General features: G+C 42.9%; 18 protein-coding genes and 1 other annotated feature. Of the genes, 8 read left to right on the top strand and 10 right to left on the bottom strand.

Annotation, left to right across the window (positions count from 1 at the left end; all coding sequences use genetic code 11):
- Window positions 1–110 precede the first annotated feature (110 nt).
- The 3 genes from QS795_RS02845 to QS795_RS02835 all read left to right on the top strand — a co-directional run bounded on the left by QS795_RS02845 (window position 111) and on the right by QS795_RS02835 (window position 2,273).
- A complete protein-coding gene (locus QS795_RS02845; protein WP_154628336.1) occupies window positions 111–1,106 on the top strand; it encodes an aldo/keto reductase in 996 nt (331 codons plus the stop codon).
- A gap of 226 nt (window positions 1,107–1,332) precedes the next feature.
- A complete protein-coding gene (locus QS795_RS02840; protein ID WP_154602774.1) occupies window positions 1,333–1,551 on the top strand; it encodes a hypothetical protein in 219 nt (72 codons plus the stop codon).
- A 59-nt stretch (window positions 1,552–1,610) separates the two neighbouring features.
- The gene (locus QS795_RS02835) at window positions 1,611–2,273 is read left to right on the top strand and encodes a hypothetical protein (RefSeq protein ID WP_286272490.1); all 663 of its coding nucleotides are present in this window, start codon (window positions 1,611–1,613) and stop codon (window positions 2,271–2,273) included.
- A 69-nt stretch (window positions 2,274–2,342) separates the two neighbouring features.
- Here the strand turns inward: QS795_RS02835 and thrC are convergent, their stop codons facing one another.
- The 4 genes from thrC to thrL all read right to left on the bottom strand — a co-directional run bounded on the left by thrC (window position 2,343) and on the right by thrL (window position 7,187).
- Window positions 2,343–3,638: a threonine synthase gene (thrC, locus tag QS795_RS02830; protein ID WP_154637959.1), complete on the bottom strand. Its 1,296-nt coding sequence runs from the start codon at window positions 3,636–3,638 to the stop codon at window positions 2,343–2,345.
- A gap of 3 nt (window positions 3,639–3,641) precedes the next feature.
- Window positions 3,642–4,571, bottom strand: coding sequence for a homoserine kinase (thrB, locus tag QS795_RS02825; RefSeq protein WP_286272493.1), 930 nt, complete (start codon window positions 4,569–4,571; stop codon window positions 3,642–3,644).
- 3 nt (window positions 4,572–4,574) lie between these two features.
- Window positions 4,575–7,034, bottom strand: a complete 2,460-nt coding sequence (gene thrA, locus QS795_RS02820) for a bifunctional aspartate kinase/homoserine dehydrogenase I (protein WP_286272494.1) — start codon at window positions 7,032–7,034, stop codon at window positions 4,575–4,577.
- Window positions 7,035–7,058: 24 nt separating this feature from the next.
- Window positions 7,059–7,180: a sequence feature (Thr leader region), on the bottom strand.
- Window positions 7,119–7,187: a thr operon leader peptide gene (thrL, locus tag QS795_RS17485; RefSeq protein WP_418055372.1), complete on the bottom strand. Its 69-nt coding sequence runs from the start codon at window positions 7,185–7,187 to the stop codon at window positions 7,119–7,121. It overlaps the preceding feature by 62 nt.
- Window positions 7,188–8,310: 1,123 nt before the next feature.
- Here thrL and arcA point away from each other — a divergent pair.
- The gene (arcA, locus tag QS795_RS02815; RefSeq protein WP_004905684.1) at window positions 8,311–9,027 is read left to right on the top strand and encodes a two-component system response regulator ArcA; all 717 of its coding nucleotides are present in this window, start codon (window positions 8,311–8,313) and stop codon (window positions 9,025–9,027) included.
- 253 nt (window positions 9,028–9,280) lie between these two features.
- The gene (locus QS795_RS02810; RefSeq protein WP_286272497.1) at window positions 9,281–10,237 is read left to right on the top strand and encodes an Abi family protein; all 957 of its coding nucleotides are present in this window, start codon (window positions 9,281–9,283) and stop codon (window positions 10,235–10,237) included.
- 79 nt (window positions 10,238–10,316) lie between these two features.
- Here the strand turns inward: QS795_RS02810 and creA are convergent, their stop codons facing one another.
- Complete coding sequence (gene creA, locus QS795_RS02805) at window positions 10,317–10,823, bottom strand: protein CreA (RefSeq protein ID WP_318626826.1); 507 nt, start codon at window positions 10,821–10,823, stop codon at window positions 10,317–10,319.
- Window positions 10,824–11,005: 182 nt separating this feature from the next.
- On the opposite strand from creA, the gene robA reads away from it, so the two are divergent.
- The gene (gene robA / locus QS795_RS02800) at window positions 11,006–11,908 is read left to right on the top strand and encodes an MDR efflux pump AcrAB transcriptional activator RobA (protein WP_154637957.1); all 903 of its coding nucleotides are present in this window, start codon (window positions 11,006–11,008) and stop codon (window positions 11,906–11,908) included.
- 202 nt (window positions 11,909–12,110) lie between these two features.
- On the opposite strand, the gene QS795_RS02795 is transcribed toward robA, so the two are convergent.
- Together QS795_RS02795 and QS795_RS02790 are read right to left on the bottom strand one after the other, a co-directional pair.
- A complete protein-coding gene (locus QS795_RS02795; protein WP_286272500.1) occupies window positions 12,111–12,548 on the bottom strand; it encodes a GNAT family N-acetyltransferase in 438 nt (145 codons plus the stop codon).
- A gap of 59 nt (window positions 12,549–12,607) precedes the next feature.
- A protein-coding gene (locus QS795_RS02790) for an IS3 family transposase (protein WP_166685554.1) occupies window positions 12,608–13,776 on the bottom strand; the annotation gives its coding sequence in 2 pieces (ribosomal slippage) (window positions 12,608–13,527 and window positions 13,527–13,776; 1,170 coding nt in all).
- A 396-nt stretch (window positions 13,777–14,172) separates the two neighbouring features.
- On the opposite strand from QS795_RS02790, the gene QS795_RS02785 reads away from it, so the two are divergent.
- Window positions 14,173–14,577, top strand: a complete 405-nt coding sequence (locus QS795_RS02785; protein WP_286272446.1) for a RidA family protein — start codon at window positions 14,173–14,175, stop codon at window positions 14,575–14,577.
- A 65-nt stretch (window positions 14,578–14,642) separates the two neighbouring features.
- On the opposite strand, the gene gpmB is transcribed toward QS795_RS02785, so the two are convergent.
- Window positions 14,643–15,290, bottom strand: coding sequence for a 2,3-diphosphoglycerate-dependent phosphoglycerate mutase GpmB (gpmB, locus tag QS795_RS02780; protein WP_286272445.1), 648 nt, complete (start codon window positions 15,288–15,290; stop codon window positions 14,643–14,645).
- A gap of 52 nt (window positions 15,291–15,342) precedes the next feature.
- Between gpmB and yjjX the strand changes: the two genes are divergently transcribed.
- On the top strand, window positions 15,343–15,879 hold the full coding sequence (gene yjjX / locus QS795_RS02775) for an inosine/xanthosine triphosphatase (RefSeq protein ID WP_006657125.1): 537 nt from the start codon (window positions 15,343–15,345) through the stop codon (window positions 15,877–15,879).
- Between the two features lie 104 nt (window positions 15,880–15,983).
- On the opposite strand, the gene trpR is transcribed toward yjjX, so the two are convergent.
- Both trpR and sltY read right to left on the bottom strand, forming a co-directional pair.
- Window positions 15,984–16,301, bottom strand: a complete 318-nt coding sequence (gene trpR / locus QS795_RS02770) for a trp operon repressor (protein ID WP_036950344.1) — start codon at window positions 16,299–16,301, stop codon at window positions 15,984–15,986.
- 130 nt (window positions 16,302–16,431) lie between these two features.
- Window positions 16,432–18,348, bottom strand: coding sequence for a murein transglycosylase (gene sltY, locus QS795_RS02765; protein ID WP_181477998.1), 1,917 nt, complete (start codon window positions 18,346–18,348; stop codon window positions 16,432–16,434).
- Between the last annotated feature and the right edge of the window lie 107 nt (window positions 18,349–18,455).

Below are 18,455 nucleotides of genomic sequence, written 5' to 3'. Positions count from 1 at the left end.
GGCGATAAAATAATCATTTCTTAAGCTGTATAGCATTCTTTCACCAGTGAGCTCGACAGAGTTATGCCAAAATTCGAGTAAATCTTTGCCATTTATTTTGGAGGTGAGCCATGCCATATTCTGCTGCGTCACATCGTTACACAGATATGGAATATCGTCAGTGCGGTCGGAGTGGATTAAAGCTCCCCCTTGTCTCTTTAGGACTCTGGCATAATTTTGGTGACAACAAGCCAATTGATAACTGCCGAGCCATGTTAAGGCATGCGTTTGATCATGGGATCACCCATTTTGATCTCGCCAATAATTACGGACCTCCTCCAGGCTCTGCTGAACAGCAATTTGGTCGCATCCTACAACAAGATTTTCGTCCTTATCGCGACGAAATGGTGATCTCCTCCAAAGCAGGTTACACCATGTGGGAAGGGCCTTATGGTGATTGGGGCAGTAAAAAATATTTAGTTGCCAGCCTCAATCAAAGTTTAAAAAGAATCGGCGTCGATTATGTGGATATTTTCTATCACCACAGACCCGATCCTCAAACTCCGTTAGAAGAGACCATGGCAGCCCTTGATTTGATCGTTCGACAAGGTAAAGCGCTTTATGTGGGAATTTCGAACTATCCCGCAGAAACAGCGCAAGAAGCTATCCGTATACTTGATCAACTGGGCACCCCTTGCCTTATTCACCAACCTAAATACTCCATGCTAGAACGTACCCCTGAAGAAGGTCTCCTCGATTTGCTCGAAGAAGAAGGTGTCGGTTCGATTGCCTACTCCCCACTGGCCGGAGGGATTTTAACGGATCGCTATCTCAATGGTATTCCCGCTGATTCTCGTGCAGCAGGTAATCCATCATTACCGCCAGAAAGGCTCACATCCGCTATTTTAGCAAAAGTGAAAAAACTCAATGAATTAGCCTTAAATCGTGGGCAAAAATTGAGTCAAATGTCATTAGCTTGGTTGCTACGCCATGACCGTATTACTTCCGTGCTTATTGGCGCAAGCCGTATCAGCCAAATCGATGATGCTCTCGGCATGATGGAAAATCGTGATTTTAGCCAAGATGAGTTAAAAGCCATTGAGCTGATCCTCGAAGACGCAATCTAAGCCCTTCCCCTATCGCTATCTCTTAAAATATATTTAAGGGATAGCTTTCTATTTATTACCTTTAATTTAAATACAAACGAACGAATAAAATCACAGCTTATTATTTTATATTTATTCAAACCAAATTTGATCTATTAATTACCCGATAACATTCTTTAATTATTTAAGTGAGTCATTTAAGCTTTATTTGCAGTTTAATTAATTCACTTTATAACGAGGAATTTATATGCGTAAAATCTCTACTCTCTTAATCACCTTATTATTCCCTTTATCCGCTCTTTCTATGACTATACCGACCGACTCTCAGCAAACCGCCACCGAATATCTATGGAGTAACGGCGGTAATGGGGGTAATGGTGGACATGGCGGCAATGGTGGTAACGGGGGAAGTGGTGGTAGCGGCGGGCATGGAGGCAATGGTGGAAACGGCGGTAATGGAAATTAAATAAACCCGATTATTTAATTATTTCCCCCCTTCATTCATGAAGGGGGATGGAGGAAACAATGGTTAATCAATCTCTATTTCAATTTTTCTCTATTTTAATTTTCACAACAACACCAATATTAAGTCACTCCAATAATCTTCATATTAATAAACCTCATTCATTCCATTTAAATAAATCCATTATTATCGATAATATTTCACAGTCATATTTTTGTATTCCTTTTTATTGCCGAAATTATTATTTTCATCATTCCGAGAATGGCGTTAATGGCACCCATGGACAACATGGTAGTGGCGGAAACGGTGGTAATGGCGGAGTTGGAGGCAATGGCGGCAGAGGAGGTAATGGTCAACATGGTGGAAATGGCGGCAACGGCGGCAGTCATGGTCATGGCAACCACGGAGGTCACGCAACTCCCGGCAGTAATGGAAATGGAGGAAATGGCGGAAATGGTGGTGTACATGGTGGTGACGGTGGACACGGAGGCAACGGAGATGGCCTAGGTAACGGGGGCAACGGCGGAAATGGATCCGTCAATGGTAGTGGTGGCAATGGCGGACACGGAGGAAGTCATGGTGGCCACGGTGGTAATGGAGGAGATGGTGACGGTAGTGGAAATGGTGGGAATGGTGGGAATGCAGGTATTGGGGGACAAGCAGGTAAAGGTGGCAAAGGTGGACCCGATGGCGGGCAAGATGGCGCGGATGGTGTTAGTTATTAATTCCCTCATCAAAAAACGGAAGCCAATTCAGCTTCCGTTGTTAACATTTCCTTTAACAGTGAACTTCAATTACTGCTTCGGTGCTAACTTCATTAAAAATTCGCGTAATTGAACGAAATCAGATGGTAAGAAGTGAGAAAGCAGTGGTAAATCAGCACGTTCCGCCAGCTCTTTTGGCAGTGAAATTTGTTTATTTAAGATAGCTTCCACGCTCTCTTTAAATTTCGCTGGATGAGCCGTTCCTAAGAACAGACCATATTCGCCATCTTGCAGTTGGTCACGCAGGACACGATAAGCAACCGCCGCATGAGGCTCGGATAAATAACCTTTTTTATCCAATTCACGTACAGTCTCTTGAGTCACTTCATCACTCACTGCACCGTAACCCAGCTCTTTTAATGACCAACCTTTACGGCGGAATAATTCTTCAATACGCGGCCAGTTATTTGGCTGGCTGACATCCATTGCGTTAGATAGCGTCGCAACGGTTTGATGCGGCGCCCATTTTCCATCGACTAAATAACGCGGAACAGTGTCATTAACGTTAGTGGCAGCGATAAAGCGTTTCACTGGTAACCCCATAGATTTCGCCAGTAAGCCCGCTGTTAAATCCCCAAAGTTACCACTTGGCACAGAGATCACCAGTTGATCGCGTTTTTCTGCTGGGATCTGAGCAACCGCTTCAAAATAATAGCAAATCTGCGCTAACAGACGGCTAATATTGATGGAGTTCGCAGAGTTCAAATACAGGGCTTTTTTCAGTTCTTCATCATCAAAAGCGTGTTTAACCATCGCCTGACATGCATCGAAATCATCTTTGATAGCCACAGTATGGATGTTTTTACCCAGCGTACAGAATAGCTTTTCTTGCAGTGGGCTGATTTTGCCTTCTGGGTATAAGATAACGACTTGAACATTATCCAAACCATAGAATGCATGGGCTACGGCTGCACCGGTATCACCAGACGTTGCGGTTAAGATAGTGACTGGCGCGCCGCCTGCCACTTGACCTAGCGCTTGTGCCATAAAACGGCCGCCAAAGTCTTTAAATGCCAGTGTTGGGCCGTGATACAGCTCTAACGTAGCCACATCATCTTCAACTTTGGAAACAGGTGCTGGGAATGCAAAAGCGGTTTTAACACGTTCAGCTAGCTGCTCAGCAGGGATTTCATCTCCAATAAACGCGCTTAAAATACGGCTGCTACGAGTGACAAAATCCAACTTCAGTAATTCATCAATTTCACTGGCGCTAAACTCAGGTAAGTCTTGAGGGAAAAATAACCCTTGTTGCTTACCTAACCCTTGTTTCACGGCTTGCGCGAAGCTGACTTGTTCATTGTTATCTTTTAAATTATACAGTTTCATCGTTTACCCTATTGTCCTTGCACCCGCCATATCTAAACGACAGATATGCACAAAGCCTTCATCATTTTGAATGTAATGTTGTTGTAGGTACTGCACCATTTCTTCTGCAATTCTTTTATCATCGCAAATGGTAAAAATTGTTGGTCCTGACCCCGAAATGCCACATGCCAGCGCACCAATTTGCTTCGCATGTTCACGCGCCTTCGCAAAACCCGGCAGCAACTGAGTACGGTATGGCTCTGCCACGACGTCTTTGATCATCGTGACAGCGAGCGTTGACTGGTTAGTATGGCATGCATGGATAAAGCCCGATAAATAGCGTCCGTGATTCACAATGTCATGACGAGAATAGCTATCGGGTAAAATGGCTCGCGCTTCCGCGGTGGAAACTTTAATCCCCGGATAGGCCATCACCCAATACCAATTTTCAAACGCAGGGACAGGCTGAGAAATAATGCCATTTTGCTCGATGATCAACTGTAAACCACCCAAATAGCAAGGCGCGACGTTATCATAGTGAATGCTGCCTGAAATACGCCCTTCCAGCTCGCCCATCATGCCAAGCAGTGCGGTTTGGTCAAATGGCTTATCCGCAAACTCATTCAGCGCCATCAGCGCAGCGACAACGGAGCAAGCACTTGAACCTAAACCCGAACCAATTGGCATATTCTTTTCAAGGGTCATCGCCACGTTCAGTTTTTTACCCAGACGCTCGCAAAACAGTTCCCAGCATTGGTAAACAATGTTGTGTTCCATTTTTTTCGGTAGCTTAGAAACAAATCGACCTTGGTTTTCTAATGAAAATGTCTCTGCCGCTTCAATACTGACACAGTCACCAAGCAGTGAACCATCAACCGGAGAGACTGCTGCGCCTAGCACATCAAATCCAACGCTCACATTACCAATTGAAGCGGGTGCATAAACTTTGATCACTTCTTAAACTCCCAATTTCCATGATAGGGTACGCAGCATATCCGCAAATACACCCGCCGCAGTTACATCATTACCAGCACCGTAACCTCTGAGAACTAAAGGAATTGGTTGATAGTAGCGCGTGTAGAATGCCAGTGCGTTTTCGCCATTTTTTACTTTAAACAGTGGGTCATTTCCGTCAACAGCAACCATTTTCACCTGACAGCGACCTTCTTCAATAAGACCCACATAGCGTAACACTTTTTCTTCTGCTTCTGCCGCTTTTATCCGCGCAGCAAACTGGGCATCAAGTTGTGGTAAACGCGCCATAAACTCGGCAACACTGCCTGAACTGTCGAAATCAGCAGGAAGTACAGATTCAATATTGATGTCGCTAAGTTCTAATTCATAACCCGCCTCACGAGCTAAAATCAGTAACTTACGCGCCACATCCATACCGGATAAGTCGTCGCGTGGGTCTGGCTCTGTGAAGCCTTTTTCCTTCGCTAACGTTGTCGCTTCTGATAAGGACATTCCTTCATCCAATTTACCGAAAATAAATGACAAGGAGCCTGACAAAATTCCACTGAAATGAACTAATTCGTCCCCAGCGTTCAGTAAGTTTTGTAGGTTTTCGATAACCGGTAAACCCGCCCCTACGTTGGTATCATAAAGGAATTTACGTTTCGAACTTTCAGCCGCGGCACGAAGTTGATGATAATAATCCATCGACAATGTGTTGGCTTTTTTGTTCGGCGTAACAACGTTAAAGCCGTCTTTTAAGAAGCTAGCATATTGCTCAGCAATCTCTTGGTTAGACGTACAGTCGATGATCACTGGGTTTAAAAAGTGATATTCACGTTCTAAACGGATCAGGCGACTGAGGCTAAACGCATCTTTGGCGTCGGCTAATTCTGTTTTCCAATTATCTAAATCAATGCCTTGCATATTGATCAGCATCGCTCTTGAGTTAGCGATCCCACAGACACGTAGATCAATATGTTTTTGTTTCAGCCATTGTTGTTGGCGATGGATCTGTTCGATCAACGCATTACCTACACCGCCTACACCGACTATAAAGGCTTCAATCACTTGCTCTGCATTAAACAGCATTTGGTGACATAAACGCACCGCTGAAGTGGCTGACTCATTGGCGATCACCGCAGAAATTGAACGCTCAGACGAGCCCTGTGCGATAGCAACGATGTTGATATTGCCGCGAGTTAATGCTGAGAAGAAACGTGCGGAGATGCCTTTTAATGTACGCATACCATCCCCAACAACGGAGATGATAGCCAGTTGCTCCATCACATCTAACGGGTCTAATACCCCATCTTTAAGCTCTAAATAAAACTCTTCTTCTAATGCCCCGCGAGCACGCTGTAGCTCATTTTGCGGCACACAGAAGCTGATACTGTACTCCGACGATGATTGCGTGATCAGCACCACAGAGATCCCTTTACGGGACATGACCGAGAAAATACGCGCGGCCATACCGACCATGCCTTTCATACCCGGACCTGAGACGTTGATCATCGCCATATTATTCAGGTTAGTGATCCCTTTCACTGGCGTGCTAGCATCCGTTTGACCATCACCAATCAGCGTACCCGGCGCACTTGGGTTAGTGGTGTTTTTGATCAGGCAAGGAATTTGGAATTGTGCAATTGGGGCGATAGTTCGAGGGTGCAGAACTTTCGCGCCAAAATAGGAAAGCTCCATCGCTTCTTGGTATGACATCCCTTTGAGTAAACGGGCATCAGGCACTAAACGCGGGTCACAAGTATAAACCCCATCAACATCTGTCCAAATTTCACAACAATCTGCACGTAAACATGCCGCTAATACCGCAGCCGAGTAGTCGGAACCATTACGGCCTAGCACCACCAGCTCACCCTTCTCATTTCCAGCTGTAAAGCCCGCCATCAATACGAAATGGTCTTTAGGAATGTTCAGCTCCGCAATGCGTTTAGTAGACTCATTGATATCGACGGTGGATTCAAGATAGTGACCTTTGGCCAGCAAGCTTTTCACCGGATCAATCACCGTGACTTTATGACCGCGAGCTTTTAATACAGATTCCATGATGGCGATAGAGAGCTTCTCACCACGGCAGATAATAGAGGCGTTGATGCTATCAGGACATTGTCCTAGAAGAGTAATACCATGCAGTACTTGTTTGATTTGCGCGAATTCGTGTTCAGTCAGCTTTTTCAGTTTGTCATATTCAAAGCCGGGCTGCTTTTCTTTCAATCCCTTTAAGAGATTAGCAAAAATCATTTCTGCATCACTCACATGCGTGATGACATCCTGACCTGCTGCCGTTTTTTCAATCATCGCCACCAAATGGTTAGTGATTTTCGCCGGTGCAGATAGCACCAACGCAACTTGCCCATCTGCCAACTTGCTTTCCGCGATATCAGCAACATTAAGTACCCGTTCGTCATTTGCGACTGAAGTACCGCCAAATTTAAGCACACGCATGGTATTTCTCTCCTGAATTAGCGCCAAAAAAAAGCCCACATCTTTTTAGGATGCGGGCTTTTTCATTTTTATTTTTTGGATGCGTCAGCCCGCCCCGTTTCCTGTGGTCACGGTGGTGGTGGTAATAATCGTAGCCAGGCTGATGTTACGCATAAAATTTGTTTATCTCGTAGGGAACATTTAGGTTTCTCCCTATACGGTTAAAGTAATCACACAATAATGTCAAATTTATTTGCATTTATGCCCCCAAAATAAGCGGCAATTCAGCTCAGAGATCCACTACATTCGTCAAAAATATCTTCATAAAAAGAGAGCCAGCCTTGAAATTCTAGTTGTAAAATTCATTCATTCTAAAATTAATAGATTTTAATTTTATTTAAAAAACAACCACACTATCTGCATAAAAAACAATCAAATCTCAAATTTGATGGTGATATTTTAACCGTATTTTTCAGCTGTAAATTTGAAATAAATTGCCATTGCTGTCCTATCTATCTCTCTTTCATTAATCTTGATCAATATTCGCGCCAACCTTAAAAAATCCTACTTAGTTTCAGATCAAAATTGCACATAATAAACTGAATAGCCATCTCGTTAATTATAAGCATGCAAATATTAATTCAGATATTTCTGAGGAGTCTTGTTATTTTTTTGTAAAACAAAATAGATTCACGCAAAGCGAGTAAGTGTAATCACCTAGTTTTTCTTATAAAAAACCAAAAATACTTTTTTTACGCGATTTTGATGTGCTAAACGAAATTTTACTCTCTGACAATTTTAAGGTGTTCTGGAGACGCAAAAACCACTTACGTGACTTAGCTTAAGTTAAATCCAAATATCTTGATCCCTATTCACATCTACCTTTCTTTACGGTATCACAATGAAAAACGTGCATTATCTCTCCTTTTTTCTCTTATTTTTATCGTCTATTCGATATCTCTATAACAAATAATTTTGGTATAATTATCTACCTAACAATCATTGTTAACGTGCTACAATTGATTTTGATATGTATCAACAAAAGTTAGTTTTTTAGGTGGTAAATGCAGTATTAGCTGTTATATTGCTGTTAACAGCCCAATATTGGGAAAGTGCTTAAGTTTTGGTGAGTTTTATGACCTTCAGCCTAATGGATAGGCAACGTTAAGTCACTGAAAAATGTAAAGACAAATTTATACTCATAGACGTGTTTTTCCAGATAACCATACCAACAACCACCTAACTGGAAACGGCCTATGGGTTCAGTATTTTTATTTTAATACTTTAGGTAGCAAATATGCAGACCCCACACATTTTGATCGTTGAAGACGAGATTGTCACACGTAATACGCTGAAAAGTATCTTTGAAGCGGAAGGTTATGTTGTTCACGAAGCCACCGATGGTGAAGAGATGAACAATGTTCTTTCGGAACATGACATCAACTTAGTGATCATGGATATTAACTTACCAGGCAAAAACGGCTTACTGCTGGCTCGTGAATTACGTGAGCAAGAAAGTATCGCATTAATGTTCTTAACTGGTCGTGATAACGAAGTTGATAAGATTCTTGGTCTTGAAATCGGTGCTGATGACTATATCACCAAACCATTCAACCCACGCGAATTGACTATCCGTGCACGTAACTTACTGTCCCGTACTATGAATTTAGCGGGTGGTACAGAAGAACGCCGTCTGGTTGAGAGCTATAAGTTCAATGGCTGGGAATTAGACATTAATAGCCGTTCATTAGTGAGCCCTGCTGGTGAGCACTACAAATTACCACGTAGTGAATTCCGTGCAATGCTTCACTTCTGTGAAAACCCAGGCAAAATCCAAACTCGTGCAGACTTACTGAAGAAAATGACTGGTCGTGAGTTAAAACCTCATGACAGAACAGTCGATGTGACTATCCGTCGCATTCGTAAACACTTCGAGTCGACACCAGATACCCCGGAAATCATTGCTACCATCCACGGTGAAGGCTACCGTTTCTGCGGTGATTTAGACGAGTGATTTTGTTCTGATTAATAAAAAGCCGGCGCAAGCCGGTTTTTTTGTTTCAATAAAGCAATTAATTGTTTTTGTTAATTTTAATAAAACAATTTAAAGCTCAATCTAGTAATAAGAAAAAATATTGACACAAAAAAATAGATAAGCATAATTGAGGCTAACAACGCTCATTATGCTCCTTTCATAACGTTCATACGTTTTTTAGGAATGTAATGAGCTTTTTTATTAATAAAAATCGCGATGGAACCGCAAGAATATGCCTTATACCCCTTATATAAAGCCGTATAAAACACCTTCGGACATCATTTCAGATCTAAAAACAAAGCAGCTTAGTTTTATTGATGAAAATATCGCAGAGAAAATATTATCTCAAATAAACTACTACCACTTTAAAATTTACCTTCACCCTTTGTTAGATCCTAATTGCCCTATAGGGAAAAACTATAGGCCAGGTGAGTATTTTGAAGATGCTGTTGATATATATCGATTTGATGAACAAATTAGATTTATTCTTTTCAAGGCTATTGCGAGAATTGAAATAAAATTAAGAAGCCGCTTAGATCAGGTCATGTCCTCTATTAGTGGTACCCCTTTTTGGTATCTTGATAATCAATGGTTCAATATAAAAAATAATAATACCTACTCTATTGACTCTATTCGTAACAAAATAAGTAATGAATTTTCAAATACAAAAGAAGAGTATGCCTCTCACTATAAATCAAAGTACTACAATACTACCCATGATAACTTTAAATTTTTACCGCCATTTTGGATAGCCTGTGAGTTTCTCAGTATTGGAACAATATTAAAGATATACGATAACTTAAACACACCGATTATCAACCAACGCTCTGGTGCTCCATTAGATTCAATGGCATTAGAATTTGGAGCCCCTAGTTTTAAAATCCTTTGCTCTTGGGCTAAAACACTTAGAGATATAAGAAATCGTTGTGCTCACCATAGCCGATTATGGAACGCAAACTTACGGGCACCTTCAAGTATCATTCCATTACTTAATACCTCACCAACGAATAACAATCGCATCTATACCTCACTTGCAATGACTCACAGAATATTATTATCCTTAGATATACAAGATATTAATTTATACGATGATTTAACAACCTTAATAGGAAAATACCACTGCGTAAAAAGCTATTTAGGTAGCGCAGGATTTCCAGAAAAATGGCATGCAGATCCTTTCTGGTCATAATCATAAAAGAGAACTAATTATCAGCATGAACCGTTTTAAATAAGATGCCAGTAAAGCATGTTACTGGCATCTTATCTCATCACCACGGCATAATCGGCACGGCGCTTATCGCATTTTTAGGCGAGCCGTCGATCATCTTATCGGAATAGGTCAAATAGACGAGCGCGTTACGTTTTGGATCGTAAAAACGAACCACTTGGAGCTTTTTAAATACCAGTGACGTTCTCTTTTGGAAAACTACCTGCCCTTTTTTCGGATTACGTTTCACTCGGTCATTTAACTCAATAGGACCCACTTGTTGGCAGGAAATGGCCGCGTCCGAGGTATCTTCCGCTAATCCAAGCCCGCCTTTAATCCCGCCCGTTTTTGAACGGCTTAGGTAGCAAGTCACATTGTCCACATCTGGGTCATCAAAGGCTTCAACGACTATTTTATGGTCAGGGCCAAGCACCTTGAATACCGTATCCACCGAGCCGATTTCTTCTGCGACTGCCATAAAAGATAGTGTAGACAACATTGATCCTAAAATGAGGTTTTTCAGCGTATTACCTTTCGCAATACCTTTTTTAAATTTGGAAGAACGCATACAGTATTCCCTTTTCAGCTTAACATCTGAATTTTAAATAACCTAAACGGCAATAATTCTGTTTATTAACTAATTCTTAAATACAACTCATTTACTATAAACGAAAAAGGTAACTTGTTATAGAATAGCCACTCATTGATTACTCATATCGGTTCTATGAGTCGTATTGCCTGGGGATATCCATGGATCAAACAAATATTATTCGCGACCTTCTTCGTTGGATAGATGATAACCTTGATAAACCATTATCATTAGATAATGTTGCCGCAAGAGCGGGTTATTCAAAGTGGCATTTACAGAGAATGTTCAAGGATGTGACCGACCAAGCAATTGGTGCTTATATTCGCGCTAGACGCCTATCTCGTGCCGCGGTTGCACTGCGCTTAACGAGCCGTCCCATTCTTGATATTGCATTACAGTATCGATTTGATTCACAACAAACTTTCACTCGCGCTTTTAAAAAGCAGTTCAATCTGACGCCGGCGTTTTATCGTCGCACTGAAGAGTGGTGCGCGACTGGTATCTGCCCGCCGATTGTATTAGATGAACATTCTCCATTAGATTATGAATTTGTCACGATGGTCGAGCAGCCATTGGTTGGTTTGGAGCAAAGTTGTTCCTATGTGCTTGAAGAGTGGTCAACCGCTTGCTCGCAAATGCGTCAATCTTTCTGGCGCTATTATTTAGAACACACCACCAAAGTGGCTTCCGAAGTATTTGGTTTGCATCATGCGATTCATAGTGCCGAGAAAGATGATGAGCAAACGGTGTTTTACACCACCGCGGTGAAACCGGAAGATGCGAGCTTTAGTAACACCGAATATAGCCATGTTACGATCCCCGCAGGCGAATATGTGAAATTTAATTATCGTGGCGAAACGACGAGAGAAAGAATGCAAGAGTTCCTTTACCATGTTTATGGGGTCTACTTGCCAAAACTGAATCTCACTCGCCGCCCAGGCTATGATGTAGAAAACTACAAAATCAAGAATGTAACGCACAATGAGATAACGGATACGGATCCAAGAACTCATATTGAAGCATTCAGCTATTATGTTCCAATCAAAAAGCCTGAAGCTAACTAAACAATCATAACCAATACCCAAAACAAAGGCGCTTCATACACTGAAACGCCTTTTTCTTTTTCGCTGTTTGATTTATTAACGTGAAGGCTACTTCAGCTCCCTCTCAGTCGAGGCATGAGGAGAAATGACACAGGCTGTTGTTGCTTTTTGTCAGCCCAACAATTGATGTGATGTTGTGTACAGCCTAACAAGAAAAAGAAAGCTAAAACAAAATAACAGCGAGCATTTCTTCTCCCTCGTCATCTAATCCAATTTCTTTGAATCCAAAAGAAGCATAAAAAGGTTTCGCTATAGGGTTTAATGGGTCATAACAGATTTCAATTTCATTTATCAATGTATCTTGTTTAATCTCATTTAAAGCTAACTCTAACGCCTTTCGCCCAATTCCAAGCTGCTGATGTGATTTATCCACCATGAAACGCCAAATCTCTGTTTTAAGATCTGAGGCCTTTTTCCACATTAAAAAGCCAACAGGTATATCTCCATTGTAGATGCCTCGAACGGTAAGGGTTTCATCATAAGCCGCCTCTACCAAAGAAAACATATTAGAAGCAACAAAATCTTCCTGGATTTCAGTGACTTCAAGCATGATAATAGATTCATAGTTTGATTTATCTATAGGCTTTAGGTGGATATGCATAGTTATCTCCCTCAAATTCTTTACTCTATCAAGCCGTTTTAAGGTGATCAATGTAGTGGTCAACTAAAATTGGCCACGGTTTTAGAGTTTTTCCGGTATTGGTTTTCTGATTCGTTTGGTGGTAATCCACCGTTATATTCATGCGGCCTGACTTCGCTGTAATACCCGACGATATAATCCGTTATTGCATGGGCTGCTTCACTGAAGCTGATGTAGCCGGTCACCGGCACCCACTCATTTTTCAGACTTCTGAAGAAGCGCTCCATCGGGCTGTTATCCCAGCAGTTACCACGCCTACTCATACTTTGTTTTATCCGGTATCGCCACAGTAACTGTCGGAACTGCCTGCTTGTATAGTGGCTACCCTGATCACTGTGGAACATGAGCCCGGATGGCTTATTTCGTATTTCCCATGCCATTTTCAGCGCTTTGGTTGTCAGTTTGCTGTCCGGAGAAAATGACATTGCCCAGCCCACGGGTTTCCTTGCGAACAGGTCGAGTACAACGGCCAGGTATGCCCAGCGTTTACCGGTCCAGATATACGTTACGTCGCCGCACCATACCTGATTGGGCTCTGTCACTGCGAACTGTCGCTCAAGGTGGTTCGGGATAGCAATGTGTTCATGACCGCCACGTTTATACCGGTGAACAGGCTGCTGACAGCTCACCAGCCCCATCTCCTTCATTAGCCGTCCGGCAAGCCATCGTCCCATCCGGAAGCCCCTGTGTGTTGCCATTACAGCGATACTTCTTGCACCTGCTGAGCCATGACTGAGGCCGTGCAGCTCCTGAACCTGACTACGTAATACGGCTCTCCTGCCGTCCGGATTGTCAGGCCGGTTTTCCCGGTATCTATAGCTGCTGCGGTGAACTCCGAACACGCAGCAAAGAGTGGCCACAGGATAATGCGCTCTGAGTTTCCCGATCACCGAGACCTGTTCAGGGAGTCTGACATCAAGAGCGCGGTAGCCTTTTTTAATATTTCGTTTTCCATTTCAATACGTTGAATTTTTTTCTTCAGCTCACGTATCTCAATTTGTTCCGGCGTGATAGGGGATGCTTTCGGTGTTTTGCCTGCCCGTTCGTCCCGTAATTGCTTTACCCACCGCGTCAAGGTGGAAAGCCCGACATTCATGGCTTTCGCGGCATCTGCAACTGTATAGTTCTGATCCACAACCAGCTGGGCTGATTCACGTCTGAATTCTGCACTGAAATTTCGTTTTTTCATTAAGGCACCTGTGTTGTTCTGAGGTGAGCATATCACCTCTGTTCAGGTGGCCAAATTTATTAAACCACTACACAATTGTGAACGGTAGGAGTAGCACATTTGGAGCTAACAACATAAAAATGATCGCGTTAGCCACAATTCAAATAGACAAGGACTTTGCAACTAAAAAGCAAAACTCAGCCTTTGAATATACCTTAAAATAAGAGACATTCTCTTCACTTACGCAAAAAATCAGTCATGCATTTTTATTCGCCAACTAAAAATTCCTATTTAGTGGCTCAATGACTGGCCCAGCTCTCAAAAAACATTGAATGCATTGGAGTGTGAGGGTTGACGCTAGTAGAGAGAATTATGTGGGCTTATGCTTATCCTCTATTTTTATTCCGAGAATATACAATGACTAAAAAATTAATAAACCCTCCCTCTGTATTTAACTCGTTACAGTATGGCTTTAGCCAAGCAATAGAAACAACAGGAACACGCCAATTGTTCCTTTCTGGGCAGGTTGGTGTTAATGCACAACAAGAAACCGTGGCAGGTGGAATGTATGAGCAAACAGTTCAATCGTTGATTAATATTGAGCATGTATTACGTGAAGCTGGCGGTGATTTATCCAACGTAACAATGTTGCGTATTTATATTAAGGATGGTTTTAATAGCCATGAAGAGCAACTTGATATTGCAAATGCACTAAAAGAAAAATTTGGTGATTTTCCACCAGCGTCCTCTTGGATAATCGTCTCAGGGCTTTCATTACCCGAATGGTTGATAGAGGTAGAGGCCCATGCAGTTTTAGACTAGAGACATTGACTACCCCTAATAAAGGCGCTTCATACACTGAAACGCCTTTTTCGCTGTTTGAGTTCTTAGCCTTGTTGCTCATCAAGAGCTGGCTGAGAAAGGTGAGTAACTTCCCCCGCCGTTTCTACAATCCAACCATTGGCTAACCATGGGCTGTTTTGATAATCCACGCGAGACAGCGAACAGTTACGCAGACGTAAGCGACGCGGAGAATTGGCTGGAACGCCCAAGATACGACTTAATAATGTACTAAGCGCTAAACCATGGCTAACTAATAATGGGCGGCTTCCCTCGGGGAGCTCAAGACACTGATTCAACGCCGCAAACATGCGCGTGAACAGTTCGTCCATCGATTCCCCTTCAGGAATTCGGCCGCCTTCAGCGCCATTTATCAGGCTTTGGCGCCACTGTTCTTCCTGTTCAGACAGTGAGCCAATTTCTCGTTGCTCCAAGACACCCATATTTAATTCACGCAGACGCGGTTCTGTGATAATTTCACACCCGCACACTTGTGCAATAATTTGTGCAGTTTCAAGTGTGCGTCCCATATCACTAGTGATAATATGGGTAATACCTTCGGATTTAACCCGTTGAGCGACCTGCATTGCCTGTTGACGACCTAAAGCAGTCAAAGGGCTATCAGATTGTCCCTGTATGCGACGAGCAACGTTCCATTCAGTTTCGCCATGGCGAACAAGATAAACCTGTAACATAGATGTGTTCCGTTATTACTGTACAAAGTATGTGTTCAAAGGAAAATAATTAATGTACCAAGTTATAGCTGCAACGACGAATCCAGCCAAAATTAAAGCGATTCATCTTGCTTTCGATGCCGTTTTTGGGCCTGGCAGTTATCAAATTGAAGATATTAATGTCGATAGCAGTGTTCCACAGCAACCTATCGGTAATAATGAAACCCGTACAGGAGCAAGACAACGTGTGATGGCATCACGCCAAGTACGCCCAGAAGCTGACTTTTGGGTAGGTATTGAGGCGGGTGTTGAAGATGACATGACATTTGCATGGATTGTGATTGAGCACCATCAAATCCGTGGAGAATCACGCTCCGCCAGTATTATGATCCCAGAAAAAGTCCTTGCGGGGATCCGTGAAGGCCGTGAGCTGGGTGATGAAATGGCTGACCTTACTGGTATTGATAATATCAAACAACAAGGCGGCGCGATTGGCTTTTTCACCAACGGCGTGTTGACGCGCACCAGCGTTTATCAGCAAGCGCTAATACTGGCTTTAGTTCCTATTAAACACGAAATTTATAAAGAGCTAAATCACATAGAAGACTAATTATACTCAAAACGATTTAAAATGCATGTGGGGCTCTTAGCAATAAGAGCCCCACTTTTATTTTTCGAGAATAATCATTGGCTGCTATAAAAGATAATCAAAAACTACAGTAGCTTAGATTCCAGCCACTCTTTTACCGGAATAGGGGCTGACTTCAAACTGTTTGAGCCGCGAGTAATAGTGGCAATACCTACGCCGAGCTCATTTTTTAATTCACGCTGGCTCATTTCACCGCGCATTAATTCTTGAACAATCCTAACGCGAGTTCCTAAAGCCGTCCGTTCATCCGGTGTGAGTAATAGCTGAAGAATCGAATCCTGTATATTTTGCTCAAAGGCCATTTGCAGTAGTTCCACAAAGCGTTGCCAATCCGCATTTTCATCGGCGGTTAACGCCGGGTCTGGTTTATATTCTACAGTCATCATCTACCCTTCCATACTATTAAACTAGTACAAATAATAGCACAGAACACTATCTCGTATAGTTAAAAATACAGAACTCATCTTGTTGAAGGTAAACCAAACCGACCAACAAGATGAAATCCCATACAAATTAATACTTCATATTCCATTCGTTCGCGGATAATACATTGCCTTTTTCACCTAAGAAATGTTTATAAAACAAATCATAAGAGAGAACATTCTTCACATAACCACGGGTTTCTGCAAACGGAATACTTTCCACAAAAGCCACGGCATCGATACGCCCTGCGCTGTTACCTAACCAGCGAGTCACTCGCGATGGACCGGCATTATACGCCGCACTGGCTAAAATACGGTTATTGCCAAATTGCTGATAAACATCGTCAAGATACGCGGTACCTAACTCAATGTTCATCACAGGGTTAGTCAGTTGCCCTGCATTCACATAACCAGTGATACCTTGCTTTTGCGCCGTATGTTTTGCTGTCGCTGGCATTAACTGCATTAAGCCTGTCGCACCAACTGGCGATTGCGCTTGCGGGTTCCATGCGCTTTCTTGACGAGCAATGGCCATCGCATAGCTTTTTTGGATCATTTTACTGCGAGTGTAATTATCAAACTGTTTTTCCCACGCTAGCGGGAAGCGCTCTTCAAGATGATCCCACAGTTTTGCGGTGATCGTGGCTTGAACGCTCAGATCTGCCCATTTATTATCGAAAGCATAACGGGCGAGCTGCTCTTGTTGATTAGGGGACATGGAAGAGACCAAATTTATCCACTCGGAGCGTGCCAGATTGTCCATCTCCCAATACATTAGCTCACGGATGCGCTGAATTTGCGGCATGCTGTGAATACTGGAGTCAGGTTTCACGGCTTTATTCACCATGACTGGGTAATCCATTTTTAACTGCTGTGCGGCTACCATCGGGTAGAATCCACGCTTCGACGTTAACGCTCGCAGTATGCTTTCACCTTCAGCGCTTTTACCTTGGTCAATCAAGGTGATAGCTTGCCAATATTGCCACTCTTCCTTATTTTTTACGTCGTTTGGCAGTTGTCGCAACCATGAGGCTAATCCCGTTTTATCCCCTTCCCCCAGCGCTAAACGTACACGGCGCTCTTTTAAAGCGGCAGAATTGGTTTCACGGATTACTTCATCACGCCACATTGCCTGCTCAGGAGTGACATCAACCCCCATATATTGCCATGCAATGCTGTCTTTCATTTGCTGGTTTTCTGCCATATTCATTTTCTGGGCAGAGCTGATCCCCGCTAATGCCGTGCGTGCAGCATCAGGAGATTGACGCGCATAGCGGCTAAATCCAGCTAATGTGGCTTGACGCGTAAAATCCGTCGGCGTCAATGTTTTCGCAAACGAGACAACCGAAGCGGGGTCATTTTGTAGTTTAACCAACGCATCAGAGATAGTTTTGTAGCTGCTTGGTAAGCGTTTCGCGAGGTAAGTTGCCGTTGACGTATTACCGTCTTTGATAGCTAGGTGAATACGCGCCAAAATCATATCCGTTGAAAGATATCCGGCTTTTTCCCATTCAGTAAACAGTTTGTCGCATGCTGCTGGCATGGAATTACCATTGAGCCACATTTTTTCAGCGCCTTGCCACGCGACCTGTTTATTTCCTGTCGCCCAATTCGCAAAATAGAAATTACATTGTGCTTCCGCAGGTTGTGGCGGCTCAGGGCTAAATGCCAATAATGATGTCCACTCTTGGCGACGTGCCAGCTCATTCACAAACCGACTTTTGAGAGTTTTCGCCACAGGCAACGTTGGGTATGCATCGATAAACTCTTGCGCTTGTCTTGGCGAGATAATATCTAAATCTTGTGACAGCTCGCGGTATTCTAAATATGGATACAGCGGATAATCACGTAAGGTTGGCAATAAACGCTCGACTTCATCCATCTTATTGGCATCCCAAGCAAGCTTAATTGCTTGATAACGTTCACGTTGTGCCTGTAAAGAATCCGCCCAAACTGTTGTGGATACCAACAGCATAGTGACCGGAACTGCCGCTAACCAACCTTTCATATTTATTCGCTCCATCGCTTAAATCTTGTTAGAGATTGCGCTCAAACATACTCAAAGCATTCATTAGTTACATCAATAATGTTAATGCTACCTAAAGTTTTCAGCCA

The sequence above is a fragment of the Providencia zhijiangensis genome (genome assembly GCF_030315915.2).
Classification (GTDB): Bacteria; Pseudomonadota; Gammaproteobacteria; order Enterobacterales; family Enterobacteriaceae; genus Providencia; species Providencia zhijiangensis.
Note: the sequence above shows the minus strand (reverse complement) of the source record. Positions and strands in the feature narration are given on the sequence as shown.